Here is a 24312-nt window from a genome sequence, read left to right on the forward strand (position 1 = left end):
CATGCTAAGAAAAAGTGCAAGGAGTGGAAATTCATGAAATATCATGTGACTGCAATACTGGCTTTTACAGCGATTCTCCTCGCCGCATGCGGAGGAGCGGATGAACAAGGCCAGGGACCTACCCAGGACCTGATGGATACACAGCATCCAGAAGAAAGAGGCTCGCAAATCGATAACCCTCGTACAATCAATAACGTCGGTGACAGCTGGGGGTTAAAGCAGGATAGGGAAAAAGTCAAACAGGCTGCTGAAAGTGTCCCGGGAGTCGAAGTAGAACGCGTCATATTAGAAGGTCCGATCGTCCGAGTAACGGCAAATGTGGATAATGGCCGTTTGGCAGACGGTGAACGCGAAGAGTGGGAAGAGCAAATTGAGCAGGCAATATACCGTGCCGTACCACGATACGATATCGAAGTGCGAGTACGCTGATATATCATCTCCAGGCGGCTAAAAAGCTGCCTTTCTTTTTTTAGTTTAACCCGTCATCTTGTAAGTGCCAGGTCTCTATAATATAATTAGACTGTTATAGAGAAAGAGGTGGATCAACATGTTAGAACGTTTGCAATCCCTTGAAGATCGTTATGAAAAATTGAATGAACTCCTCAGTGATCCGGAGGTCATCAGTGATCCTAATAAATTGCGCGAGTATTCCAAAGAGCAGTCGGACCTCGAGGAAACTGTTCAGGCTTATCGGGAATATAAAGAGATCAGCACCCAATTGGACGATGCAAAAGTGATGCTGAAGGATAACCTGGATGATGATATGCATGAAATGGTAAAAGAAGAAATCGATGAATTGAACCCGCAAAAAGAAGAACTCGAGGAACGGTTGAAGTTCCTGATGCTGCCGAAAGACCCTAATGATGATAAAAACGTCATTATGGAAGTTCGCGGGGCAGCCGGTGGTGATGAAGCAGCTTTATTTGCTGGGGATTTATTCCGTATGTATACCCGCTACGCAGAGACACAGGGGTGGAAAGTCGAGGTCATCGAATCTCATCAAAATGATGTCGGCGGCTATAAGGAAGTCATTTTTATGGTGAATGGACAGGGGGCATACTCCAAGCTAAAATATGAAAATGGTGCTCACCGTGTCCAGCGTGTACCGGAAACAGAATCCGGCGGTCGTATTCACACCTCGACAGCGACTGTAGCGGTACTTCCGGAAGCAGAAGAAGTCGAAGTGGAAATTCATGATAAGGATATCCGTGTCGATACATTCGCATCCAGTGGTCCAGGCGGTCAGAGTGTTAACACGACCATGTCTGCCGTGCGTCTGACACACGAACCTACGGGAGTTGTCGTTTCGTGTCAGGATGAAAAGTCACAGATTAAGAACAAAGAAAAAGCGATGAAGGTCCTCCGTGCCCGTATTTACGATAAGTTCCAGCAGGAAGCACAGGCGGAGTATGATGAGAACCGTAAATCTGCTGTCGGATCCGGAGACCGTTCCGAACGAATCCGTACGTATAACTTCCCGCAAAGCCGTGTCACTGATCACCGAATTGGCTTGACGATCCAAAAGCTTGATCAGATTCTTGAAGGCAAGCTGGATGAAATTCTTGATGCTTTAATTGTGGAAGAACAGACGAAAAAACTGGAACAGATTGGTGAATAACATGGAAAGAGCTTTTACCACTATTGAGGAAGCCCGGCGTTGGGCTTCTCTTTTTTTAAAAACACATTACCGCGAAGAGCGTGTCGCAGACTGGCTGCTCGAGCATCATCTCGATATGACCTATACCGGACTGCTTGTCCATGGACGCGACCCTTTTCCGGATGATAAACGGAAACCTTTTGTAAAGGATGTTGAGCAGCATGCGGAAACGGGGATACCGGTCCAGCACTTGACTGGCTGGGCGGAATTTTATGGACGACGATTTACGGTCAACGCTGATGTCCTAGTGCCAAGACCGGAGACAGAAGAGCTGGTTGAGGGAGTGCTGCAATTGCTTCACCAGACATCCCGCTCCAATCCTTTGAAAATCGTAGATCTTGGAACCGGGAGTGGGGCGATTGCCTGTACACTCGCTCTTGAAGCGGAAAATGTTGAGGTGCATGCAACAGACATCTCGGCAGAAGCCTTACAAGTGGCCGGTCAAAATGCGAAGAACCTTGGTGCGGAAGTCATCTTTCACCAAGGAGATTTCCTTTCACCGGTCGCCAGCCAGGAATTTGATATCATTGTTTCCAATCCGCCGTATATCTCCTATGTCGAACAGGAAGAGCTTTCCGAAACAGTCAGTCAATTCGATCCTCACCTGGCGTTATTTGCAGAGGACGAAGGTCTTGCTGCCTATCGGACAATCGCCAGACAGATAAAGCAATCAGCTTCCAGTCCTCAGCTGATCGTCTTCGAAATCGGCCATCAACAGGGGGAAGCAGTCAGAGCGATTATGGAAGAGGAGCTGCCTGTCTATCAAGTTGAAATACGTACTGATATCAATGGAAAGCCACGCATGATTTTCGCAATAGCAGAAAATTAATAGATTAAGAGTTTAAAAACAGATTATCCTGCCCATACTTGAAAACAAGAAGGGGGCAGGAACAATGAAAAAAGCACTTATATCGCTTATTATTATTACGATTTTTATAACAGCTTCACCGATAACAACAACAGGGGCAACAACTACTGGACCGGAATACCAGGTTATCCCGGATGAGGCGATTCGTCTTCGGATACTGGCTAACAGCAATGGAGAAGCCGATCAGGAATTGAAGCGGGAGATCCGCGACAAAGTCAATGAGGAAATTACCACCTGGGTTGAAAAGCTGACATCGATCGAAACAGCAAGGACACTGATCGAACGGCGAATTGGAGAGGTAGAGAAGATCGTTGCTGACACACTGGAAGATGCTGAAGTGGATCAGGCCTATCAGGTAAAATACGATGATCGGGTGGAATTCCCGACTAAGCTGTACGGTAATTTTATCTACCCGGCTGGCACGTATGAAGCTATTTTGATTACGCTGGGAGCAGGCAAAGGCGATAATTGGTGGTGCGTATTATTCCCGCCGCTATGTTTCCTCGATTTTGGCAACGGTACTTCCACAGCGTCCGCTGCAGACACAGGTCAGGAAACAAGCGTGCAGCCAGGAACACAGGAAGTAGAAGTAGAATTTTTCCTCGTAAAAGTCTGGAATCAGATTAAATCTCTATTTTCTTAGCATAATTCGCACACTCCTTTTCATAGATTAGTGATAGAAAAGGAGTGTGTTTTTGTTATGGAAATTATTAAGCTGGAAGAAAAACACTGGAAACTATTAAAAAATAAGTATAACCACCCGGCAAATGTTACCTGGAATCGTGACGAACTCCTTTCGGATGGATTCTTGATCCAGGAAGGCCAGATGCTGCTTGGCAGCTATTTGCTGAAACCAATGGGACAATCGACGGTGCAGTTGAAACAGCTGACCTTATTCAGCGAGGCGACACCAGAGTTATTACTGGTGATTTTTCAAGCCATCATTGCAGACATTAACCAATCAGAATATGAGTCAGTTGTCGTAAACAGTCACTCACAACAGCTGGACACATTGTTGAGGCATTTCGATTTCAAGCCCTCAGGTTCTGAGCAGTTACCAACAGGTGCTAACTTATCCACAGAGAATTCCTGGATTTATGTATCCAATTGAGAAAATTTATGCACGTCTGTGGGTAAATTGTGTGGATAAGTGGAGTGACCTGTGTAAAACTTACACAAAACATGGAATTACAGGCTTTTGTAATTATGGTGGTGTATACAAAATGTGAATAACTTGTGATTAACTCCTTTACTTGCTTCCTGAGAGCTCCCGTCGCATAATAGCAATAGACGATTTGTGAAGGAGCATAAAGAATGATGCCTGCAGAAACAAAAGTGTGGAAAATAGATCCGATGCGTATAGAGGCGCACCAAAACGATATAAATCGAGCAGCTGAACTACTGAAACAACAGGAGGTAGTAGCCTTTCCGACAGAAACCGTGTATGGACTGGGCGCTGATGCAACCAGTGAACAGGCGGTGCGACGTATATTTGAAGCCAAAGGACGGCCTTCGGACAACCCGCTTATTGTTCATGTGGCACAGCCTGAACAAGTGCACCAGCTGGTAACTGAAATTCCGGAGATGGCTAAAAAATTGATGAAAGCGTTCATGCCGGGGCCACTGACATTGGTCATGGAAAGCAGTGGCGCCGCTGCCCAAAATGTTACAGCCGGGTTATCAACAGTAGCCGTACGAATACCTGACCATCCTGTCGCCCTTTCGTTATTGGAAGCATGTAAAGTACCACTGGCGGCTCCAAGTGCCAACCGCTCAGGGCGGCCGAGCCCGACGACTGCCGATCATGTCTATCAGGATTTAAACGGAAGGATAGCGGGTTTGATTGATGGTGGTGCAACGGGGGTTGGTCTTGAGTCCACGGTAGTCGACTGTACCAGTGAAATCCCAATCATTCTGCGTCCCGGTGGCATTACTAGGCAGCAAATGGAAGCAGCTGTCGGCACGACTATGATGGACCCTGCTCTTGCTTCTCAACAGGAAGCTCCGAAATCCCCCGGAATGAAATACACCCATTATGCTCCAGAAGCACCACTATGGTTGATTGATGGAGACGACCAGTTTTTTAAGGATCAGCTTTATACCATTGAACAGGACGGCAGCCGTGTCGGGATTATCGCCAGCAATGAATTGGCCGGGCAGCTGCCAGATCAGCGTGTTCTTGCTTGCGGCTCCCGGGAAAATTTGAAAGAAGTTGCCGTACATCTATATAGCGCGCTCCGCGAATTCAAAAAAGCGGATGTCGATGTCATTCTTTGCGAAGCTTTTCCGGAAAAAGATTATGGTGAAGCAATTATGAACCGCCTGCAAAAAGCGGCTGTTAAGAAAATTAACCAATTTTGATAAAAGCATATCGAAGCACCTCCCCGCATATAGTGAGATAGCATGTCCGGGGAGGTTTTTCTATGGAAACCGTTTGGTTAGGGGAGTTCACATCCTTATTTATACTCGCATTCGCACTCGGATTGGATGCGTTTTCGGTGTCGTTGGGCATGGGAATGCAGCGGATGCGATTGAAACGAATATTTTTCTTAGGTATGTTAGTGGGTATTTTCCACATCCTCATGCCATTTATCGGAATAATTATCGGCAAGCTTGTGTCTGCGCCGTTGAATGATATGACCATGCTGGTTGGAGGACTGTTGTTGATGGGGATTGGCGCTCACATGTTTTTTTCTTCCTTCCGGGATGATAAAAAGCCTCAGTCGCCTATCGGGATCGGTGTCGTCCTATTCGCTTTCAGTGTCAGTCTCGACAGTTTTTCCGCCGGTCTGAGCCTAGGCATCTCCGGTGTCGGGGTTCTGATGGCAGTATTGATGTTTGGAGTAATGAGCATGATTCTTACATGGACAGGCTTCCTGCTAGGGCGGAAAGCGAAAGGCTTTCTTGGTGTATATAGTGAATTGCTTGGCGGCAGCATATTGTGTGCCATCGGTCTCAACATGCTGTTCTAATGTTTCAACCTTTCTCCTATGGTAAAATAGAAGGATAGAAACAGGGATACTAGGAGGAGTTCAGGACATGAATATACTGTTCGTCTGCACCGGAAATACATGCCGCAGCCCGATGGCAGAAGCATTACTCAAAAATAGAACCGGCAATGTAACCGTTCAATCCGCAGGTATTTTTGCCGGAAATGGAATGCCCATTTCTGATGGAGCGAAACAAGTGCTGAATAAACAAGGAATCGACTTCGAACATCAATCCCAGCCTGTAACACCAGAGCTGCTGGAATGGGCGGACCTCGTTTTGACGATGAGCGAACAGCATAAACAATCACTCGCCATGCAATACGATCAGTGGCAGGATAAATATTTTACTCTGAAAGAATATGCAGCCAAGGATAAGTCTTCCGATTGGGAAGATCTGAAACAGGCTTATACGGAAATTGAAGAGAAACGGATCCAGTTTATCAACAAACACCGGAATGACTATGATGAAGAAACAATGCAGGAAAAACTATATGAAGCATTAAAAGATGATTTGGAAGAAATCCGTAAGATGGAAAGTAACCTCCCGAGTTTTGATATCAGTGACCCATTTGGGGGAAATGAAACAATCTATCACGAAACGATGAAAGAGATAGAGAAGAATGTCGTTCTGCTTTTAGAAGTACTGGAGAAGAACCAGAATGACGATAAATAAGTAATTTTTCACCGCTTCCATTTGATCGTCTGACACGTTACAATACTGTTAGTAGATGAAGGAGTGGTGTCAGCATGAAAATTATCCTTGCCTCCGACCATGGAGGAACAAACTTACGAAAACAAGCAGCAGCGGTACTGGAAGAGTTGGGCATTCAATATGAAGATATCGGATGCGACTGTGAAGGTTCTGTCGACTATCCCGATTACGCTTTGCCGGCGGCAGAGCGTGTCGCAAGTGGCGAATTCGATAAAGGGATCCTGATTTGTGGTACAGGCATTGGTATGACCATTTCTGCCAATAAAGTGAAAGGCATCCGTGCTGCCCTTGTCCATGACTTGTTCAGCGCCAAAGCAACACGGGAGCACAATGACTCCAATGTCCTGTGCATGGGCGAGCGTGTCATCGGACCGGGCCTTGCCGAAGAAATCGTCCGTACCTGGGTGTCGACTGACTATGAAGGTGGTCGTCATGCCAACCGCGTAGGAAAGATTGCCGAATACGAAAATAAATAATAGAATAGAAAATAGAGTGTTGGAGAAGCCTTAGGGATACGCTTCTCCTTTTCCGCTTTAAGAAAATTTAACATTTTAAAGGGGTAAAGTCGGTTTTCCCAAAAATTAATTGGCGATAAGCACAAAGTTATTCTACATTGGCCATGGCGATAGAGGATAAATCTATGGTTTCCTTTTGGAAATGGATCCCGGTCAATGCTAAAATATAACAAAGCTTTATATTATATCCTCATGGAGGTGTTCCTGCATCATGAGTAAGGAATCCATCCGGCAAGATGTCCAGAAGCTTGTAGAGGAACTGTCCGCCAGTAATTATTTGAAAGCTGGGGAACAATTCGTCATTGGCTGCTCGACCAGCGAAATCGCCGGCGAGCGGATCGGCACTTCCGGGAGTGAAGAAATTGCTGCTGTGTTGTTTGAAGAACTTCAGGGATTGAAAGAGAACGAAGGAGTCGAGCTCGTCTTCCAATGTTGTGAACATTTGAATCGAGCCCTTGTGATGGAACGAACGACGATGGAAAAACGAGGGTACGAGCAAGTATCGGCTATCCCGGTCCCAAAAGCGGGAGGAGCGATGGCTGCTTACGCCTATAACCATATGGAAGACCCAGTCGTTGTCGAGGAAATCAAAGCTGAGTCCGGTATCGACATCGGTGATACGATGATCGGTATGCATTTAAAGCGTGTGGCCGTCCCGCTTCGGTTTAACCAGAAGACGATCGGGAAAGCTCACCTGACAGCTGCCCGGACGAGACCCCGTCTGATTGGCGGCGAACGTGCGGTTTATAAGAAACCTCAAGTGGAAGCAGATTGTGATTAAATCAAATTTGATGGAAATAGAGAGGGGAACTGAACATGCAACAAGTCAAACAAAGGGATTTAGAAGTATTCGAGGCAATGGAAGCGGAAAAGAAACGCCAGCAGGAAAAAATCGAACTGATCGCATCGGAGAACTTCGTTTCTGAAGCAGTCATGGAAGCGATGGGATCAGTACTGACCAATAAATATGCGGAAGGCTATCCTGGCCGCCGCTATTATGGTGGCTGTGAACATGTAGATGTTGTCGAAAATCTTGCCCGTGACCGCGCGAAAAAATTGTTTGGAGCTGACCATGTCAATGTGCAGGCACATTCCGGTGCGCAGGCGAACATGGCAGTCTATTTCACTGTCCTTGAACCTGGCGATACTGTACTTGGTATGAACCTGAATCATGGTGGTCACTTGACGCACGGAAGCTCTGTCAACTTCAGTGGTAAGCTTTACAATTTCGAAGATTATGGTGTTGATAAAGAGACAGAACAAATCGATTATGATGCTGTTCTGGAACGCGCGAAGGAATTGAAGCCGAAAATGATCGTTGCTGGCGCCAGTGCGTATTCCCGCAAGATTGATTTTGCTAAATTCCGTGAGATTGCTGATGAGGTAGATGCCTATTTACTTGTTGATATGGCTCATATCGCTGGTTTAGTGGCTACCGGTCACCATCCGAACCCTGTTCCTCATGCTCATTTTGTTACCACAACCACGCATAAGACATTGCGCGGACCTCGTGGCGGTATGATTCTTTGCAAAGAAGAATTCGCTAAGAAAATTGATAAGTCCGTTTTCCCAGGTATGCAGGGTGGTCCATTGATGCATGTTATTGCTGCGAAAGCTGTTTCCTTCTATGAAGCACTGCAGGAAGATTTCAAAGCTTACTCGGAACAGGTGGTTAAAAATGCCAAGCGCCTTGGCGAGTCGTTACAAAAGCATGGGATCCGCATCGTATCTGGTGGCACGGATAACCACTTGCTTCTATTAGATGTTCGCCCGTTGAACCTGACGGGTAAAGTAGCGGAAAAAGCACTGGATGATATTGGTGTTACAACCAATAAAAATACCATTCCATTCGATCCGGAAAGTCCGTTTGTAACTAGTGGTGTCCGTATTGGTACAGCCGCTGTCACTTCCCGTGGCTTTGGTGAAAAGGAAATGGACGAAATCGCAGAAATCATCGCTTTCACATTGAAAAACCATGAAGATGAAGCGAAGCTGAAAGAAGCAGAAGACCGCGTGCTTCGTTTGACGAATCAATTCCCGCTTTATCAATAACGTAGAACCAAGTCCCGCTCCGTTTATCGGCAGCGGGACTTTCTTATGATGTTTCCGTTACGGTTGAGCGCCCCTGGAGGTCCGGGAAATCACTCGCTTTCCATGGGCGTACGGTGAGCTTCCTCGGGCTAAAGCCCTGCGGGATCTCACCATGTACTATACTCCCATCGGAGTCTCGGCGGCTCCCCCGCAGGAAAGCGAACCGTTTCCCAGTCACCCTTTCTCTTGACTAGGCAACGGATCCAAAAAATCTCAAAATCAAGTCTTCGACTTTCCATTCGTTGTGTTGAATAAGGGGATATTTTCCTTTGTGATGTGCCTTGCAGGAATGCATATTATTATGTACAATTTGAAGGATGCAAAATTTAAGGGATTATGGAAAATTACTATTTAATAAGGAGTGGATCGGCAATGGGAAAAGTGTACGTATTGGATCACCCGTTAATCCAGCATAAGTTGACATACATACGGAAAAAGAGCACAGGTACGAAAGATTTCCGTGAATTGGTAGATGAAGTGGCTGCCTTGATGGCTTTTGAAATTACACGTGACCTGCCTCTTGAAGAAGTGGAAATCGATACACCAGTCGTGGACGGAGCGAAGGCGAAAGCATTGAGCGGAAAGAAAATCGGACTCGTACCGATTTTACGTGCAGGGCTTGGCATGGTGGACGGAATGCTCCAGCTTATTCCGGCTGCTAAAGTAGGACACGTCGGGTTGTACCGGGATCCAGAAACACTCCAGCCTGTTGAATACTATGTGAAACTCCCAAGCGATATTGAAGAGCGTGAACTGATCGTTCTCGACCCGATGCTCGCAACAGGTGGTTCTGCGAATGCGGCTATCGAGTCCTTGAAGAAACGCGGCGCACGCCAGATTCGCCTGATGTGTATCGTTGCTGCTCCTGAAGGTGTCGAAGCTGTACAGAAAGAGCACCCGGATGTAGATATCTATCTCGCTGCTCTTGACGAAAAGTTGAACGAAAAAGGCTATATCGTCCCAGGTCTTGGCGATGCCGGCGACCGTTTGTTCGGAACGAAATAAATTTTATATTCACTCAGAGCCTTGCCGCCCCTACTAGGGAGGCAGGGCTTTTTTTATACGGTGAAAGGCCTGTGCAGCCAATAAGCCACCTGCCAATTTTACTTATTTATAACCTCTCGCAAGTATAGCCCGCTTGTTTTTTCAAATAATAGAAGCAACGAAAGGGGCTTGACGACATTGCGATTTCTGTACCTGATACTATTTTGTGTAACATTTATCATACTACTCGGATTTGAACAACCAGAGGATAAAGAGGAAGTCACGAGAATCATTGAGGTCGATGGTGATCCTCATTTTGTCAAAAGAGATATAGAGCGAATGCTCCCTCGTTTGGAAGTGATGGCAGTATATGACACCGTTTTTAATGGCATAGCAGTAAAAGGAAAGCCTGCTCACCTGTCCAAACTGAGCAAAATAGAAGCGATTGTCAACCAGCATCCGGTTCAGACCTATCGAACGATGGATGAGAATCTAAACGAATCGGTGCCATTTTTGCTGCAGGAAAACCGTGAAAAACGAACTGTTCCTTTTACAGGAAAAGGGGTGAAGGTTGGGGTCATTGATACTGGTCTTGATTATACCCACCCTGACCTTGCTGCCAATTACAAAGGCGGCTTTGACGTATTTGATTTCGATGACGATCCGATGGAAAGTACAGAAGAAAGCCCGACCATTCACGGCACACATGTTGCCGGGGTAATTGGGGCTAATGGTAAGATGAAAGGAATCGCACCGGATGCGGAGTTATACGGATATCGAGCGCTTGGTCCAGGAGGGTTCGGAACTTCAGTCCATGTCATTGCTGCCATGGAGGAAGCAGTTAAAGATAACATGGACATCATCAACCTCTCGCTCGGAAATGATGTCAACGGACCAGACTGGCCGACAAGTGTTGCAGTGGATAAAGCGGTTGAACTTGGAACAACTGTTGTCGTAGCAGCCGGCAATACAGGACCGGATGATTGGACAGTCGGCTCACCAGCTACAGCTACTAAGGCTATTACGGTTGGGGCATCGACTCCGCCTTTGAAGATACCCGTATTGATCGATCGTTTTGCAAAAAAAGAGATTCCACTTATCCCGATGATGGGATCGACCGATTGGAAGCTGGACAAACGTTATCAACTGGTATACGGCGGGCTGGGTGATAAGCCAATCGAAAATGCCCAGGGTAAAATTGTCGTTATGAAACGTGGAAAAGTCCCATTCACGGAAAAAGCTGAGTTAGCTGAGAAAAACGGAGCAATTGCATTGATTGTATATAATAATGAAGCGGGAGAGTTTCAGGGAACGATTGATGATGGCTCGATTAACATACCTGTAGTAGCTGTGTCTGAAGAAGATGGTGAATGGCTGAAGCAGCAGAGTGACTCCCCAAAAGCAGGTTGGGTGGACACAGAGTATGTGGATATCGTCGATTCATTGGCACCATTCAGCTCCCGGGGTCCTGTTACGGCCAATTGGGCGATTAAACCGGATATTCTGGCTCCTGGAGTAGCTATCAACAGCACAATTCCCGGCGGCTATCAGGAGCTTCAGGGTACAAGTATGGCCGCGCCTCATATTGCCGGAGTGGCAGCTTTAATCAAAGAAGCACATCCGGAATGGCAGCCGGAAGATATTAAAACAGCTTTACTATCGACCGCCACGCCCTTAAAAAACAAAAAAGGGCATCTGCTTGCTCCCACGGAACAGGGGATGGGGAAGGTGAATGTTCCATCGGCGGTAGAGCCGAAACTGCAAATTGAACCTGCCCAATTGAACTTCGGTCGCTTCAACAGCAGCTTTCCAAAAAAGAAAATAAAGGTCCAAATTAAGAACACCAGCAAAAGTTCACAAAAAGTTCATTTTTCACTTCCGAAGAAAAAACATGGCTTAATTTGGGATCTTCCAAAAGCTTTTACACTGGCGCCTGAGCAGTCGAAAAGCATCGAAATCGGACTGAATGTGACGCCTGCTTTCCTTGATAAAGGCCTCCATCAGGGCTGGATCCGCATGGCTGTCCCTGATCAAACGTTTGATCTACCTTATTTATTCATGATGGAAACGAGTGATTACCCGCGCGCCATGGGCTTTGAAATAGCAGTTTCAGACTTTGATTCTTCCACTTATGACTACCAATTTTACTTGCCTGAAGACGCCGACAACGTGAAGGTGGACCTGTATAACCCTGATACGCTTATGCATGAACGGACGCTGTTCGAGCTGTCAGATCAGCAGCAAGGAGTCGTAGAAGGGGAGCTTTCCAGCCAGGAAATCGGGAAAGATGGGCGCTATATCGCTGTCATCACAGTTGAAAACGAAAATAAACATTATAGCTACGGCGTTCCTGTCGAAATCAATAATTTCCATTAAAAAAGGGCTTTACAGGTCCTTTTTTTTATGGTGTCTCTTTTCAAATTTCAAAAATCTTATATAATGTTAAAAGGGCATTTTTCAGGAAGAGGATTTCCTGTTGAAAATTGTCAATTCTTATGTATTTTTGCTCACAAACACATTGACATCCCAAAACCCCTATTGTATGCTTACTTAGTGTGGAATGATAAGGTTTTCATAACTGTATTCTACTGTGTTTTCCATCCACTAATAATGATGGGAGCGTTGGGTTTGAAGGTACCGAAAAATCCATTACGAGCGATGGCGCTGACGAGTGCAATCGTATCGCAGTTGGCTGGCGGACCACTTGCTGGAGCATTCCTCGGGAAGTGGCTCGACGAACAGTTTGCTGTTCAACCACTCTTTCTGATCCTCGGTATATTTTTAGGGGTAGGAGCAGGTACATACGGAACGATTCATTTAGTACGAGAATATACGGGAGACGAATAGCATGGAAGCGTATCAGCAAATGATCACCCGTCAACGGAAATGGATGTTCTATCTTCTGGCATTATTTGTACTGGGTTGGGGATTGACCCCTTATACCAGTATATTCCTCGGACTTCTTCTTGGAGGTTCACTCAGTTTTTACAATCTCTGGTTGATGCAGCGGAAAGTGGACAAGTTTGGCGAAGCTACCGCCCAGCTTAAATCAGTGAAGGGGATTGGCTCTTTTTCGCGATTAATGGCTGGGGCACTGGCTGTATTGATCGCTCTTCAGTTTGAAGAATATTTCCATTTGCATGCAGTTGTATTGGGTTTAATGACAGCCTACGTTGTCATTATGATAGATTTTTTATTTTTTAGAACCAGAGACTAGCATTAGAAGAGAGGTGAACAGGTTGGATCACGGAGCACCGATTTGGAATGATGCTTTTGGGATTTCGTGGCTGGATTTTAACTTATCCAACGTGTTGATGATGTTTATTGCATCGTTGATTGTTTTCATCATCGGTGTAGCAGCAACACGCAATATGCAGCGAAAGCCCACGGGGTATCAGAACTTCATTGAGTGGTTGATTGACTTCGTCAAAGGTATTATTGGCTCGAACATGGATTGGCGTACCGGTAAACGGTTTTTGCCGCTTGGACTGACGCTTTTCACCTACATATTTGTAGCGAACATGCTCGGGGTCATTTTGATGGTAGTCGTCGGAAATGATTTATGGTGGAAATCACCGACATCAGATGCCGGCATTACCTTGACTTTAGCGACGATGGTTGTCGTATTGAGCCATTATTATGGTATTAAACTGAATGGAGTGAAAGAGTACGGAAAGCAATTTGTCCGTCCATTGCCATTTTTACTTCCATTTAAAATCATTGAAGAGTTTGCCAACACGTTGACTCTCGGTTTGCGACTTTACGGTAACATTTTTGCAGGTGAGGTACTGTTAACGATGTTAGCAGCCACTGCAGTTTCCGGCTTCGGAGGATTCTTCGGAGCAGCTATCCCGATGCTTGCATGGCAAGGTTTCAGTACATTCATCGGGTTTATCCAGGCATTTATTTTCACCATGTTGACAATGGTCTATCTATCTCACAAGGTTAGCACCGACCATTAATATAAGTTTTAAAAAATAATTTTTTTCACAAATAAGAGGAGGATTTTCATTATGGGTCTATTAGCAGCTGCAATTGCAGTAGGTTTGGCGGCACTTGGTGCTGGTATTGGTAACGGTTTGATTGTTAGTCGTACAGTTGAAGGGATTGCGCGTCAGCCAGAATTACGCGGCGGTCTTCAAACTACAATGTTTATCGGGGTAGCGTTGGTAGAGGCGATTCCAATCATCGCGGTTGTTATCGCGTTTATCGTAATGGGTGGATAATATAGCAGTTTCAGTGATGGCGAAGGGCATCTAAGCAGGTCTTCGCCATTGCTTTGTACTTTGTAACGGATTGATAGGGAATTTGTACATGTTCAAATTAAGAGAATTCGACTGATGACACCTTGTCATAGCCGGGTTTTTCTCATGTAGAGCCTATTACGGTAACGTTGTGGAAAGGAGTGGACACTGTGCAAGCATATACTGGTTGGTTGATGGTCGGCGCTGAAGGCGGCCTCATGGTAGGAGATATGTTGGCTCAATTGTTCTTCTTCCTTGTTCTTTTGGCACTCCTTGCTAAATTCGCCTGGGGACCGCTCATGAACATCATGAAAGAACGTGAAGAACATATCGCCAATGAAATAGATACAGCTGAAAAAAGTCGGGAAGAAGCCGCACGCATGCAGCGTGAAGCTTCCGAAGAGTTGAAAAAGACAAGACAAGAAGCGCAAGCGATTATTGATGAAGCCAAGAAAACTGCTGGACAGCAGGAGCGTGCGATCATGGAATCAGCACGTACCGAAGCAGAGCGCCTGAAACTTTCTGCTCGCCAGGAAATTGAGCAGGAAAAAGAAAAAGCCGTTCAGACTTTGAAAGACCAGGTGGCATCCTTATCTGTACTGGTTGCCAGCAAAGTCATCGAAAAAGAATTGTCTGAGCAGGACCAGCAGCAATTGATCAATGACTACATTAAAGAAGTAGGAGAAGAGCGATGAGTGAATCTGTGGTATCAAGACGCTATGCCAATGCTCTTTTTCAACTCGGTAAAGAAAGAAACAAGCTGGAACAATTCGAAGAAGAACTGCGCAACATCCGCGCGGTCTGGGTTACGAATAAAGAACTGCTGACATTCCTGAAGCATCCACGCGTCTCCATCGATAAGAAAAAGCAAACCATTGCGACCGGCTTTGCAGGTTATTCCTCCGAAGTGTTGAATACGCTGATGTTATTGCTGGATCGACACCGTGAGGACATTATTCCTGATCTGATCGATCATTTTATCGAAAAGGTGAATGATGCAAAAGGAATTGCGGAAGCAAAAGTATATTCTGTTCGAGAACTGTCCGAAGATGAAAAGCTCCAGATTTCAAATGTTTTTGCCAAGAAGATTGGAAAGAACACCCTGAAAATTACGAACATCATCGATCGTTCTATCCTCGGCGGTATCAAAATCCGCATTGGAAACCGTATCTATGATGGTTCTATCAGTGGAAAACTCGAGCGCATCGAACGGAAATTGGTATCTGGAAACAATAGATGATAGGGGTGAAATGGCATGAGCATCAAAGCTGAAGAAATCAGTTCACTGATAAAACAGCAAATTGAGAACTATGAATCTGATATTGAAGTCAACGATGTAGGTACGGTCATCGAAGTCGGTGATGGTATCGCGCGTGCTCATGGACTTGACAACGTCATGTCCGGTGAGTTGGTTGAATTTTCGAATGGTGTGATGGGCCTTGCCCAGAACCTGGAAGAAAACAACGTCGGTCTTGTCATTTTGGGACCATTCACAGATATTAAAGAGGGCGACGAAGTTCGTCGTACCGGCCGCATCATGCAAGTACCTGTAGGGGAAGAATTGCTGGGCCGTGTTGTAAACCCGCTCGGTCAGCCGGTAGACGGCAGAGGAGCGATTGAAACATCAAAAACACGTCCGATTGAATCACCTGCACCAGGTGTTATGGATCGTAAATCGGTCGATGAACCGCTTCAAACTGGTATTAAAGCGATTGACGCACTGGTACCGATTGGTCGTGGACAGCGTGAGTTGATCATCGGAGACCGTCAGACTGGTAAGACCACAGTTGCCATCGATACAATTTTGAACCAGGCTGACCAGGACATGATTTGTATCTATGTCGCTATCGGTCAGAAAGAATCTACCGTTCGTGGAACAGTAGAAACCTTACGCCGCCATGGTGCCTTGGATTACACGATCGTTGTAACGGCAAGTGCCTCCCAGCCGGCTCCACTTCTATACTTAGCACCATATGCAGGGGTGTCCATGGGTGAAGAATTCATGCATAACGGCAAGCACGTATTGGTGGTCTATGATGACCTTTCCAAACAGGCTGCTGCCTATCGTGAACTTTCCCTATTGCTACGCCGCCCGCCAGGTCGTGAAGCATTCCCGGGTGATGTATTCTACCTTCACTCCCGTCTGTTAGAACGTGCAGCGAAACTTAGTGATGCAAAAGGTGGAGGCTCCTTGACAGCCCTTCCTTTCGTAGAAACACAAGCCGGGGACATTTCCGCTTATATCCCGACCAACGTAATTTCCATCACAGATGGACAGATCTTCTTGCAGTCTGATTTGTTCTTCTCCGGTGTACGTCCGGCGATTAACGCAGGTCTTTCTGTATCTCGTGTTGGTGGTTCTGCCCAAATCAAAGCGATGAAGAAGGTTGCAGGTACACTGCGTCTTGACCTGGCATCCTACCGTGAACTGGAAGCATTCGCACAGTTCGGTTCTGACCTGGATAAAGCTACCCAGGCTAAGCTGAACCGTGGTGCCCGTACGGTAGAAGTATTGAAGCAGGGTCTTCATAAGCCGCTCGCTGTAGAGAAGCAGGTTATGATCATCTTCGCATTGATCAAAGGGTTCTTAGATGATATCCCGGTTGAGGACATTACACGTTTTGAAGAAGAATTCCACAACTGGACAGAAAGCAACCGCAAAGAACTTCTTAAGCAAATCCGTGAAACCGGAAAGCTTGCAGATGAAGAAGATATGAAAGAAGCGGTCGAAGCGTTCAAAAAGACGTTCGTCGTTTCTGAATAATTGGAACGCAACCTTTGTTAGAAAGGGTGGTGAAATAGCGTGGCATCCCTTAGAGATATTAAAGGCCGGATAGACTCCACGAAAAAAACGAAGCAAATTACGAAGGCGATGGAAATGGTTTCTGCTGCGAAATTGAATCGTGCAGAAGAAAATGCCAAAGCATTCGTACCATATAGCGAAAAGATCCAGGAAGTCGTGGCAAGTATCGCCACTGGCGGCGGTGACGCTGACCATCCGATGCTTAAGTCACGCGACGTAAAACGTACTGGATACGTTGTTATCACTTCCGACCGCGGCCTTGCAGGAGCCTATAACAGCAGTGTTCTTCGTGCTGTTTATCAAACGATCCAAAAGCGCCACGTTTCGGCTGATGAATATACACTTATCACCATCGGGAAAATGGGTCGTGACTTTTTCCGTAAGCGAAACATGCCGATCGATAAAGAGATTGTTGCTATTGCAGATCAGCCTGACTTCGCCGATATCAAAGATATCGCTTCGGAAACGGTGCAGCTATTTACCGATGAAGTGATCGATGAGCTTTATCTTTATTACAACCACTACGTCAGTGCTATTACTCAGGAAGTGACTGAGAAAAAGCTTCTGCCGTTGACAGATTTGAGCGAAGGGGTCAAAGCAACGACAAGCTCCTATGAATATGAGCCGAACCAGGAAGAAATTCTGGAAGTATTGCTGCCTCAATATGCTGAAAGCTTGATATATGGCGCTTTGCTCGACGGTAAAGCCAGTGAACATGCAGCCCGTATGACTGCTATGAAGAGTGCTACAGATAATGCCGATGATCTTATCGGTGACCTGTCACTTAAATACAACCGGGCCCGTCAAGCAGCCATCACCCAGGAAATCACCGAAATTGTCGGTGGAGCAGCTGCTCTCGAGTAGTAAGCTTCCTGGACTTCGAATAGTTAGTTAGGAGGGAAATCGATGAGTAAAGGACGCGTAATCCAAGTCATGGGACCGGTTGTCGATGTTTCTTTCGAAGACGGACAACTCCCTGATATCAATAACGCTTTGCACGTGTATTCACCCGCGCAAAACGAATATGAAGTAAACGTCGACCTTACATTGGAAGTTGCCCTTCATTTAGGGGACAACGCAGTCCGTACCGTTGCTATGGCATCTACTGAAGGTGTGCAGCGCGGAATGGAAGTCAATGATAAAGGCGGCCCGATTTCTGTGCCGGTCGGTGAAGTAACACTTGGACGTGTATTCAACGTGTTAGGTGAAAATATCGACCTTGATGAGCCATTAGGAGCGGACGTTCGCCGCGATCCAATCCACCGCCAGGCTCCAAAATTCGAAAACCTGGCAACAGAAACGGAAATCCTGGAAACAGGAATCAAAGTCGTAGACTTGCTGGCACCTTACGTTAAAGGTGGTAAGATCGGTTTATTTGGTGGTGCAGGTGTAGGTAAAACTGTACTAATCCAGGAATTGATCAACAACATCGCCCAGGAGCACGGTGGTATTTCCGTATTCGCCGGTGTTGGTGAGCGTACCCGTGAAGGAAATGACCTGTACTTTGAAATGAAGGACTCCGGAGTTATTTCCCGTACAGCGATGGTATTCGGTCAGATGAACGAGCCGCCTGGAGCACGTATGCGTGTGGCGCTGACAGGTCTTACTATGGCTGAATACTTCCGTGATGAACAAGGGCAGGACGTATTGTTCTTCATCGATAATATTTTCCGTTTCACCCAGGGTGGTCTGGAAGTATCCGCGTTGCTTGGCCGTATGCCATCTGCCGTTGGTTACCAGCCGACACTTGCGACGGAAATGGGTCAATTGCAGGAACGTATTACATCCACAGATAAAGGTTCCGTAACATCCATTCAGGCGATCTATGTCCCTGCCGATGACTACACAGACCCGGCACCAGCAACGACATTCGCCCACTTGGATGCAACTACTAACCTGGAACGTAAACTTTCCGAGCAAGGTATTTACCCTGCGGTGGATCCACTTGCATCTACCTCCCGTGCCCTTGACCCTGAAATTGTTGGTCAGGAGCACTATGAGGTAGCTCGAGAAGTGCAGCGTACCCTGCAGCGTTACAAGGAACTTCAGGATATTATTGCGATACTTGGTATGGATGAACTATCGGATGAAGACAAGCAAACAGTTTCTCGTGCTCGTCGTATCCAGTTCTTCCTTTCTCAGAACTTCCACGTTGCCGAACAGTTCACAGGCCAAAAAGGTTCTTATGTACCTGTTCAGGAAACGGTCAAAGGCTTCAGAGAAATCCTCGATGGCAAATATGATGACCTTCCAGAGGATGCTTTCCGCCTAGTCGGACGTATCGAAGATGTCGTTGAAAAAGCGAAACAGATGCAATAAGAATTTTCTTACCTGAAGGAAGGGCAGGCAAAAGGGTGCGGATGCCTCTTTGCCAGCCCATCCCTATAGGTCGAGTTAGCCCAAGGAGGGGTAATCATGAAGACACTAACGGTGAGTGTTGTCACTCCTGATGGCCCGGTTTTGGAAGATGCATTTGAAATGGTGAGCTGTAAGGCGGAAAGCGGTGAACTCGGGGTGCTTCCTGGGCATATCCCAATGGTCGCTCCTTTGACGATCAGTGCCGTCCGTCTGAAAAAAGAAGGCAGCTCCGAGCGTATCGCTGTCAACGGCGGATTTTTAGAGGTTCGTCCGGACAAAGTGACGATTCTGGCACAATCGGCAGAAATGCCTTCTGAGATTGATGTAGAACGTGCACGGAAGGCGAAGGAGCGTGCTGAGCGCCGTCTGCAAACGAAGCAGGAAGATGTTGATTTCAAACGGGCTGAAATGGCACTAAAACGTGCGATCAACCGTTTAGATGTATATCAAAATAATTAATAACAAAAAGCTGCTTTCCATTTGGAAAGCAGTTTTTTTGTAGTCTAAGAAATCTTTAATATAAATCGATTTGAAAACTACTTATCTTTTTTGTGACAATCCAGCAAATTTAATAGAATTTCTAATTTCGGTAAAAGCAACTGGCTCCCCAACTGTAGCATATACAGGTGAGGAGCCAGATATATTTTGGGAGAGCAGCAGGATTTCTTTGTTTTATAACAAAAGAATAATTCATGATTCAGCAGGACAACTCATAAAACTTAAACAAACATTATAATTGAAAAAACCTTTGCCGGCAACCACGTTTGTCATCGCACGAAAACTGTATTTGATTTAAAGTAAAGATGGGAAGAAAACGAAAGATAGTAAATTCTGGATATATATCACTCGGGTCATATCGACACTATATACAGGATTTGCTATAATGATAGCGATTACAAAATTGCTAATCTTCTAAAATTTTTATTTAGAAGGGGGAGGGGAAATGGCGGATCTTTTTACATATCAGAACAGTTATTTAGTGGTAGCTATCTTTTTGGCGCTTGGTATTTTGCTTCCGATTGTGGCTTTATCACTTGGGAGGCTGCTCCGTCCAAATAAACCGACGGAACAGAAACGGACGACGTATGAAAGTGGGATTGACCCTTTCCAGGATGCACGTGTCCAGTTCAACGCCCGCTATTATATCTTCGCTTTGATGTTCGTCATATTTGATGTGGAGACCATTTTCTTGTACCCGTGGGCCGTTGCCTATGAAGAACTGGGCGTCTTCGCATTGATTGAAATGCTTATTTTTGTCGTCATGCTTTTGATTGGCCTCATCTATGCTTGGAAAAAGAAGGTGCTACGATGGATTTAAATTTAGAAAATGTTTCCCCTCAAGAAAAAGCAGAAATGGAACGAAATGTCTTTTTGACGACATTAGAACAAGTCAAAGCCTGGGCAAGGAGCAATTCGTTATGGCCGATGACTTTCGGTCTTGCCTGCTGTGCGATTGAAATGATGGGGGTCGGATCCTCACATTATGACCTGGATCGTTTTGGATCCTTTTTCCGAACATCTCCACGTCATTCGGATGTCATGATAGTATCGGGCACCGTTACGAAAAAAATGGCGCCGGTATTACGCCGTTTGTACGATCAGATGCCGGAACCCAAATATGTGATTGCCATGGGATCCTGTGCAACAGCAGGAGGCCCTTATATAAAATCCTATGCAGTTGTGAAAGGAGTCGACCAAATCGTCCCAGTTGATGTATATATCCCGGGATGTCCTCCAAACCCAGCTGCGCTTATTTATGGAATCAACAAATTACAGGAGAAAATCCGCTATGAAGCCAAAACCGGAAAGCGGGTGACCAGTCGATGAGTGATGAAAAAGACTTGGAAAAGCAGAAAGCCGCCGCAGCGGCAAAAGCTAAGGCGGAGGCATTGAGGAAAAAGAAGGAGAAAGAAAAAGCGGCTGAGGGAGAAGAAGATGCCACAGTCAAAGATAAGGAAAAAGCATCCCAAACCTCTGATAAAGACAGTCAGGAAAAGCAAACCTCAGATACTGATGAAGACCTGGCAAAGAAAAAAGCAGCAGCCGCGGCTAAAGCAAAAGCTGCAGCCTTAGCCAAGCAGAAGCGAAAGCAGGAAGAAGCGGCTAATCCGGAAGAGAAGACATCCGAAAAGCCGGATGACCTAGCAAAAAAGAAAGCAGCGGCCGCAGCCAAAGCGAAAGCAGCTGCTTTAGCCAAACAGAAAAGAAATCAGGAAGAGTCATCGAAAACCGAAAGTGATTCAACCTCTGATAAAGATGATTCAGCTAAGAAGAAAGCGGCAGCAGCTGCTAAAGCAAATGCAGCTGCAGCAGCCAGGAAAAAACGTGAAGCATCTGACGGCGAGTCGGCCGAAGACGATGAAAAAGCAAAAGCAGTAGCAGCCGCTAAAGCAAAAGCTGCGGCAGCCAGAGCTAAGAAAAAAGCAGGGGCTGACAAAAAAGAGGAAACCGAAGAAGAGAAGCCGTCTCCGAACCAGCCTCTCCTTGATAAATATACGAAAGTCATTAAGGAGCATCTCGGGGAAGGTGTATTTGAGGATGCCTATATCAATCGCTTATCCAAACACGTACCGACATTGGTAGCAAAAAGAGATACCTATCATAAAATCGCGGAGTTTCTAAAATTCAATGAACAGCTTGGGTTCGATTATCTATCAGAACTGCATGGAACCGATTTTGAAACGCATATGGAAGTTTACTTACATCTCTTCTCGTTCCGAAACAAACAGTCGGTTGCCCTCAAAGTAAAAATTGACAGGGACCAGCCGGAAATCGAGTCGGTGACGGACCTGTGGAAGGGTGCGAATTGGCCGGAATGCGAGGCATACGATTTATTCGGAATCAAGTTCCTTAACCACCCGGATTTAAAGCGGATTCTGCTTGGAGAAGATTGGGTCGGCTATCCGATGAGAAAAGATTACGAGCCCCATGATGTGGAGGTGTAGGCAATGATCAGAACAGAAGAAATGATGCTTAATGTAGGCCCGCAGCACCCGAGCACCCATGGTGTGTTCCGTCTTGTCATCAAAGTCGATGGGGAGACCATCAAGGAAGCGACACCGGTCATCGGTTATCTTCACCGGGGGACAGAAAAGCTTGCGGAGGACTTACAATATACACAAATCATTCCATATACAGACCGGATGGATTACCTATCAGCAATGACAAATAACTATGTCATTTGCCACGCCGTTGAAACGATGATGGGTCTTGAACTTCCGGATCACGCCGAATATTTACGGGTGTTGGCAATGGAACTCGGCAGAGTAGCCAGTCATCTGGTCTGGTTCGGTACATATTTATTGGATATCGGGGCGGTAAGCCCTTTCCTTTATGCTTTCCGAGAACGGGAAGCGATCATTAACCTGTTGAATGAACTTTCCGGTGGCAGGCTGACATTCAATTATATGCGTGTCGGCGGGGTCAAATGGGACGCACCAGAAGGCTGGATTGATAAAGTACGCGATTTCGTTCCTTATATGAGAGAACAGCTGTCTGGCTATCATGACCTGGTGACAGGCAACGAAATCTTTTTAAACCGCGTGAAGGGGGTCGGGCGCTACACCCAGGAAGATGCCCTGCAATATTCGCTAAGCGGAGCAAACTTGAGATGTACCGGGGTCGATTGGGATCTCAGGAAGCACGAACCGTATTCCATCTATGATCGCTTCGACTTCGACGTCATCACACGAGATGGAGGAGATGCCTGGGCGCGCTACCAATGCCGGCTGGCAGAAATCGAAGAGTCCTTGAAAATAATTGAACAGGCTGTCGAGCAGATTCCGGATGATGGTAAGTTCATGGCAAAAGTACCACGGATTATAAAAGCCCCTAAAGGGGAGGCTTTTGTCAGAATTGAATCTCCTCGTGGAGAAATCGGCTGTTATATTGCCAGTGAAGGAAAAAAAGAGCCGTATCGTATTAAGTTCAGAAGGCCATCCTTTTATAACCTTCAAATTCTCCCTAAACTGCTCGAAGGGGAAAACATGGCCAACTTAATCACGATTCTCGGAGGGGTGGATATCGTCTTAGGGGAGGTGGATGGCTGATGACCTGGATCGATTCCGTTTTACAATCCCAGCCAGGCTGGGGGAACATGGCCATTTTCCTGTCACTAGGTGTTGCCATGCTGGGGATTGGACTTGGTTTCGTAACTTTTGCGATTCTGGCAGAACGAAAAGTAATGGGTTTCATGCAGCTTAGACACGGCCCAAACCGTGTCGGTGGACGCTTCGGTTTGCTCCAAAGTGTGGCTGACGTATTGAAACTGTTAATAAAAGAAGACACGATGCCTAAGCAAGCGGATAAACCGCTGTTCATTCTAGCACCGATGATTGCTTATGCTCCTGCCTTTTTAGTATTGGCAGTCATTCCATTTACACCGGCATTCAAGTTTTCAGATATCGGTGTCGGGTTGCTGTATTACATCGCGATTTCGGGTATATCCACGATCGGCATTGTAACGGCAGGATGGGCTTCTAATAATAAATATGCCCTGATGGGGGGCATGCGTGCCGCTGCCCAGATGATCTCCTATGAGATTCCGTTAGTGATGTCTGTAGTAGGGATCATCCTGTTTACAGGCAGCCTTAATCTTTACGACATCGTCGTTTATCAAGAGAATGTAGCGTTTGTCTTTTTACAGCCAGTTGCGTTCATCATTTTCCTGATCGCCGGGACAGCAGAACTCAATCGGACACCATTTGACCTTCCAGAAGCGGAGTCAGAGCTGGTAGCCGGCTACCATGTAGAATACTCCGGTTTTCGTTTCGCCTTCTTCATGCTGGCGGAATATGTCTATCTATTTGCACTTTCTGCGTTGATTACTGTGTTATTCCTTGGCGGGTGGAATGCACCAATTCCAGGGATAGGCCTGAACGACATCGGACTTGGAGCGGTGTGGTTCACCATGAAGTTCATCGTCGTTGTTTTCTTCTTCATGTGGCTGCGTGTGACTTTTCCACGACTGCGCGCAGACCAGTTGATGGAATTTGGCTGGAAAGTACTGCTTCCAATCGCATTAGCGAATATTTTTGTAACAGCGATTATCAAAGAGCTGTTTTTCTAATATTTTCGTCATGCTTTGCGAA

The 24312-nt window shown here is 46.1% G+C and carries 28 protein-coding genes; all 28 read left to right on the top strand.

Translation table 11 applies throughout. The features are described 5' to 3' along the window. The first annotated feature begins 33 nt into the window (after positions 1–33). Complete coding sequence (locus ACGTNI_RS09190; RefSeq protein ID WP_394461804.1) at positions 34–429, top strand: hypothetical protein; 396 nt, start codon at positions 34–36, stop codon at positions 427–429. A gap of 118 nt (positions 430–547) precedes the next feature. After that, positions 548–1618: a peptide chain release factor 1 gene (gene prfA, locus ACGTNI_RS09195; RefSeq protein WP_394461806.1), complete on the top strand. Its 1071-nt coding sequence runs from the start codon at positions 548–550 to the stop codon at positions 1616–1618. Between the two features lies 1 nt (position 1619). Further along, positions 1620–2486 (top strand): peptide chain release factor N(5)-glutamine methyltransferase, encoded by an 867-nt coding sequence (gene prmC, locus ACGTNI_RS09200; RefSeq protein WP_394461808.1) that lies wholly within the window; start codon positions 1620–1622, stop codon positions 2484–2486. A gap of 64 nt (positions 2487–2550) precedes the next feature. After that, positions 2551–3168, top strand: a complete 618-nt coding sequence (gene spoIIR, locus ACGTNI_RS09205; RefSeq protein WP_394461810.1) for a stage II sporulation protein R — start codon at positions 2551–2553, stop codon at positions 3166–3168. Between the two features lie 57 nt (positions 3169–3225). Beyond that, positions 3226–3636: a hypothetical protein gene (locus tag ACGTNI_RS09210; protein WP_394461812.1), complete on the top strand. Its 411-nt coding sequence runs from the start codon at positions 3226–3228 to the stop codon at positions 3634–3636. A gap of 203 nt (positions 3637–3839) precedes the next feature. Further along, on the top strand, positions 3840–4886 hold the full coding sequence (locus ACGTNI_RS09215) for an L-threonylcarbamoyladenylate synthase (protein ID WP_394461814.1): 1047 nt from the start codon (positions 3840–3842) through the stop codon (positions 4884–4886). A gap of 62 nt (positions 4887–4948) precedes the next feature. Then, positions 4949–5497 (top strand): manganese efflux pump MntP, encoded by a 549-nt coding sequence (locus ACGTNI_RS09220; RefSeq protein WP_394461816.1) that lies wholly within the window; start codon positions 4949–4951, stop codon positions 5495–5497. Positions 5498–5564: 67 nt separating this feature from the next. Continuing rightward, the gene (locus ACGTNI_RS09225) at positions 5565–6188 is read left to right on the top strand and encodes a low molecular weight protein arginine phosphatase (protein WP_394461818.1); all 624 of its coding nucleotides are present in this window, start codon (positions 5565–5567) and stop codon (positions 6186–6188) included. A gap of 74 nt (positions 6189–6262) precedes the next feature. Then, positions 6263–6703, top strand: coding sequence for a ribose 5-phosphate isomerase B (gene rpiB / locus ACGTNI_RS09230; RefSeq protein ID WP_085506264.1), 441 nt, complete (start codon positions 6263–6265; stop codon positions 6701–6703). Between the two features lie 250 nt (positions 6704–6953). Next, positions 6954–7523, top strand: coding sequence for a TIGR01440 family protein (locus ACGTNI_RS09235; protein ID WP_394461820.1), 570 nt, complete (start codon positions 6954–6956; stop codon positions 7521–7523). A 35-nt stretch (positions 7524–7558) separates the two neighbouring features. Continuing rightward, on the top strand, positions 7559–8794 hold the full coding sequence (gene glyA, locus ACGTNI_RS09240; RefSeq protein WP_394461822.1) for a serine hydroxymethyltransferase: 1236 nt from the start codon (positions 7559–7561) through the stop codon (positions 8792–8794). A gap of 411 nt (positions 8795–9205) precedes the next feature. Continuing rightward, positions 9206–9838, top strand: a complete 633-nt coding sequence (gene upp, locus ACGTNI_RS09245) for a uracil phosphoribosyltransferase (protein WP_062442441.1) — start codon at positions 9206–9208, stop codon at positions 9836–9838. Between the two features lie 177 nt (positions 9839–10015). Next, positions 10016–12193: a S8 family serine peptidase gene (locus ACGTNI_RS09250; RefSeq protein ID WP_394461824.1), complete on the top strand. Its 2178-nt coding sequence runs from the start codon at positions 10016–10018 to the stop codon at positions 12191–12193. A 252-nt stretch (positions 12194–12445) separates the two neighbouring features. After that, positions 12446–12664, top strand: coding sequence for an AtpZ/AtpI family protein (locus tag ACGTNI_RS09255; protein WP_229717845.1), 219 nt, complete (start codon positions 12446–12448; stop codon positions 12662–12664). Between the two features lies 1 nt (position 12665). Beyond that, positions 12666–13034: an ATP synthase subunit I gene (locus ACGTNI_RS09260; protein ID WP_085506259.1), complete on the top strand. Its 369-nt coding sequence runs from the start codon at positions 12666–12668 to the stop codon at positions 13032–13034. Between the two features lie 22 nt (positions 13035–13056). Next, positions 13057–13779 carry a F0F1 ATP synthase subunit A gene (gene atpB, locus ACGTNI_RS09265; protein WP_062442433.1) on the top strand — a complete coding sequence of 241 codons (723 nt, stop codon included), beginning with the start codon at positions 13057–13059 and terminating at the stop codon, positions 13777–13779. Between the two features lie 51 nt (positions 13780–13830). Further along, positions 13831–14043 (top strand): F0F1 ATP synthase subunit C, encoded by a 213-nt coding sequence (gene atpE, locus ACGTNI_RS09270; protein ID WP_062442430.1) that lies wholly within the window; start codon positions 13831–13833, stop codon positions 14041–14043. Positions 14044–14231: 188 nt separating this feature from the next. Continuing rightward, positions 14232–14756, top strand: a complete 525-nt coding sequence (atpF, locus tag ACGTNI_RS09275) for a F0F1 ATP synthase subunit B (RefSeq protein ID WP_085506258.1) — start codon at positions 14232–14234, stop codon at positions 14754–14756. Beyond that, positions 14753–15301, top strand: coding sequence for a F0F1 ATP synthase subunit delta (locus ACGTNI_RS09280; RefSeq protein WP_062442425.1), 549 nt, complete (start codon positions 14753–14755; stop codon positions 15299–15301). The genes atpF and ACGTNI_RS09280 overlap by 4 nt, the downstream gene beginning before the upstream one ends. A 15-nt stretch (positions 15302–15316) precedes the next feature. Continuing rightward, a complete protein-coding gene (atpA, locus tag ACGTNI_RS09285) occupies positions 15317–16825 on the top strand; it encodes a F0F1 ATP synthase subunit alpha (RefSeq protein WP_085506257.1) in 1509 nt (502 codons plus the stop codon). Positions 16826–16864: 39 nt separating this feature from the next. Then, positions 16865–17728, top strand: a complete 864-nt coding sequence (locus tag ACGTNI_RS09290) for a F0F1 ATP synthase subunit gamma (RefSeq protein WP_394461828.1) — start codon at positions 16865–16867, stop codon at positions 17726–17728. Between the two features lie 42 nt (positions 17729–17770). Beyond that, on the top strand, positions 17771–19183 hold the full coding sequence (gene atpD, locus ACGTNI_RS09295) for a F0F1 ATP synthase subunit beta (protein WP_085506255.1): 1413 nt from the start codon (positions 17771–17773) through the stop codon (positions 19181–19183). 96 nt (positions 19184–19279) lie between these two features. Beyond that, positions 19280–19681, top strand: a complete 402-nt coding sequence (locus ACGTNI_RS09300) for a F0F1 ATP synthase subunit epsilon (RefSeq protein WP_139823759.1) — start codon at positions 19280–19282, stop codon at positions 19679–19681. Positions 19682–20165: 484 nt separating this feature from the next. After that, a complete protein-coding gene (locus ACGTNI_RS09305) occupies positions 20166–20540 on the top strand; it encodes an NADH-quinone oxidoreductase subunit A (RefSeq protein WP_085506253.1) in 375 nt (124 codons plus the stop codon). Then, positions 20531–21049, top strand: coding sequence for a NuoB/complex I 20 kDa subunit family protein (locus ACGTNI_RS09310; RefSeq protein ID WP_062442412.1), 519 nt, complete (start codon positions 20531–20533; stop codon positions 21047–21049). Before ACGTNI_RS09305 ends, ACGTNI_RS09310 begins: the two co-directional genes overlap by 10 nt. Continuing rightward, positions 21046–22167 carry an NADH-quinone oxidoreductase subunit C gene (locus ACGTNI_RS09315; protein ID WP_394461831.1) on the top strand — a complete coding sequence of 374 codons (1122 nt, stop codon included), beginning with the start codon at positions 21046–21048 and terminating at the stop codon, positions 22165–22167. Before ACGTNI_RS09310 ends, ACGTNI_RS09315 begins: the two co-directional genes overlap by 4 nt. Positions 22168–22170: 3 nt before the next feature. Continuing rightward, positions 22171–23271, top strand: a complete 1101-nt coding sequence (locus tag ACGTNI_RS09320; RefSeq protein WP_394461833.1) for an NADH-quinone oxidoreductase subunit D — start codon at positions 22171–22173, stop codon at positions 23269–23271. Beyond that, positions 23271–24290, top strand: a complete 1020-nt coding sequence (gene nuoH / locus ACGTNI_RS09325; RefSeq protein ID WP_085506249.1) for an NADH-quinone oxidoreductase subunit NuoH — start codon at positions 23271–23273, stop codon at positions 24288–24290. Before ACGTNI_RS09320 ends, nuoH begins: the two co-directional genes overlap by 1 nt. Positions 24291–24312 lie beyond the last annotated feature (22 nt).

The sequence above is a fragment of the Thalassobacillus sp. B23F22_16 genome, assembly GCF_043496955.1.
Taxonomy (GTDB): domain Bacteria; phylum Bacillota; class Bacilli; order Bacillales; family Halobacillaceae; genus Thalassobacillus; species Thalassobacillus devorans_A.

What these genes read in the sequence shown, in the direction of transcription:
- prfA (WP_394461806.1), top strand. Translation starts at nt 548, where the DNA reads ATGTTAGAACGTTTGCAATCCCTTGAAGATCGTTATGAAAAATTGAAT.
- ACGTNI_RS09310 (WP_062442412.1), top strand. Translation starts at nt 20,531, where the DNA reads ATGGATTTAAATTTAGAAAATGTTTCCCCTCAAGAAAAAGCAGAAATG.
- ACGTNI_RS09210 (WP_394461812.1), top strand. Translation starts at nt 3,226, where the DNA reads ATGGAAATTATTAAGCTGGAAGAAAAACACTGGAAACTATTAAAAAAT.
- ACGTNI_RS09225 (WP_394461818.1), top strand. Translation starts at nt 5,565, where the DNA reads ATGAATATACTGTTCGTCTGCACCGGAAATACATGCCGCAGCCCGATG.
- ACGTNI_RS09190 (WP_394461804.1), top strand. Translation starts at nt 34, where the DNA reads ATGAAATATCATGTGACTGCAATACTGGCTTTTACAGCGATTCTCCTC.
- glyA (WP_394461822.1), top strand. Translation starts at nt 7,559, where the DNA reads ATGCAACAAGTCAAACAAAGGGATTTAGAAGTATTCGAGGCAATGGAA.
- ACGTNI_RS09280 (WP_062442425.1), top strand. Translation starts at nt 14,753, where the DNA reads ATGAGTGAATCTGTGGTATCAAGACGCTATGCCAATGCTCTTTTTCAA.
- ACGTNI_RS09305 (WP_085506253.1), top strand. Translation starts at nt 20,166, where the DNA reads ATGGCGGATCTTTTTACATATCAGAACAGTTATTTAGTGGTAGCTATC.
- spoIIR (WP_394461810.1), top strand. Translation starts at nt 2,551, where the DNA reads ATGAAAAAAGCACTTATATCGCTTATTATTATTACGATTTTTATAACA.
- ACGTNI_RS09235 (WP_394461820.1), top strand. Translation starts at nt 6,954, where the DNA reads ATGAGTAAGGAATCCATCCGGCAAGATGTCCAGAAGCTTGTAGAGGAA.
- nuoH (WP_085506249.1), top strand. Translation starts at nt 23,271, where the DNA reads ATGACCTGGATCGATTCCGTTTTACAATCCCAGCCAGGCTGGGGGAAC.
- ACGTNI_RS09220 (WP_394461816.1), top strand. Translation starts at nt 4,949, where the DNA reads ATGGAAACCGTTTGGTTAGGGGAGTTCACATCCTTATTTATACTCGCA.
- ACGTNI_RS09215 (WP_394461814.1), top strand. Translation starts at nt 3,840, where the DNA reads ATGATGCCTGCAGAAACAAAAGTGTGGAAAATAGATCCGATGCGTATA.
- atpA (WP_085506257.1), top strand. Translation starts at nt 15,317, where the DNA reads ATGAGCATCAAAGCTGAAGAAATCAGTTCACTGATAAAACAGCAAATT.
- upp (WP_062442441.1), top strand. Translation starts at nt 9,206, where the DNA reads ATGGGAAAAGTGTACGTATTGGATCACCCGTTAATCCAGCATAAGTTG.
- ACGTNI_RS09320 (WP_394461833.1), top strand. Translation starts at nt 22,171, where the DNA reads ATGATCAGAACAGAAGAAATGATGCTTAATGTAGGCCCGCAGCACCCG.
- ACGTNI_RS09260 (WP_085506259.1), top strand. Translation starts at nt 12,666, where the DNA reads ATGGAAGCGTATCAGCAAATGATCACCCGTCAACGGAAATGGATGTTC.
- atpD (WP_085506255.1), top strand. Translation starts at nt 17,771, where the DNA reads ATGAGTAAAGGACGCGTAATCCAAGTCATGGGACCGGTTGTCGATGTT.
- atpE (WP_062442430.1), top strand. Translation starts at nt 13,831, where the DNA reads ATGGGTCTATTAGCAGCTGCAATTGCAGTAGGTTTGGCGGCACTTGGT.
- prmC (WP_394461808.1), top strand. Translation starts at nt 1,620, where the DNA reads ATGGAAAGAGCTTTTACCACTATTGAGGAAGCCCGGCGTTGGGCTTCT.
- ACGTNI_RS09315 (WP_394461831.1), top strand. Translation starts at nt 21,046, where the DNA reads ATGAGTGATGAAAAAGACTTGGAAAAGCAGAAAGCCGCCGCAGCGGCA.
- ACGTNI_RS09300 (WP_139823759.1), top strand. Translation starts at nt 19,280, where the DNA reads ATGAAGACACTAACGGTGAGTGTTGTCACTCCTGATGGCCCGGTTTTG.
- rpiB (WP_085506264.1), top strand. Translation starts at nt 6,263, where the DNA reads ATGAAAATTATCCTTGCCTCCGACCATGGAGGAACAAACTTACGAAAA.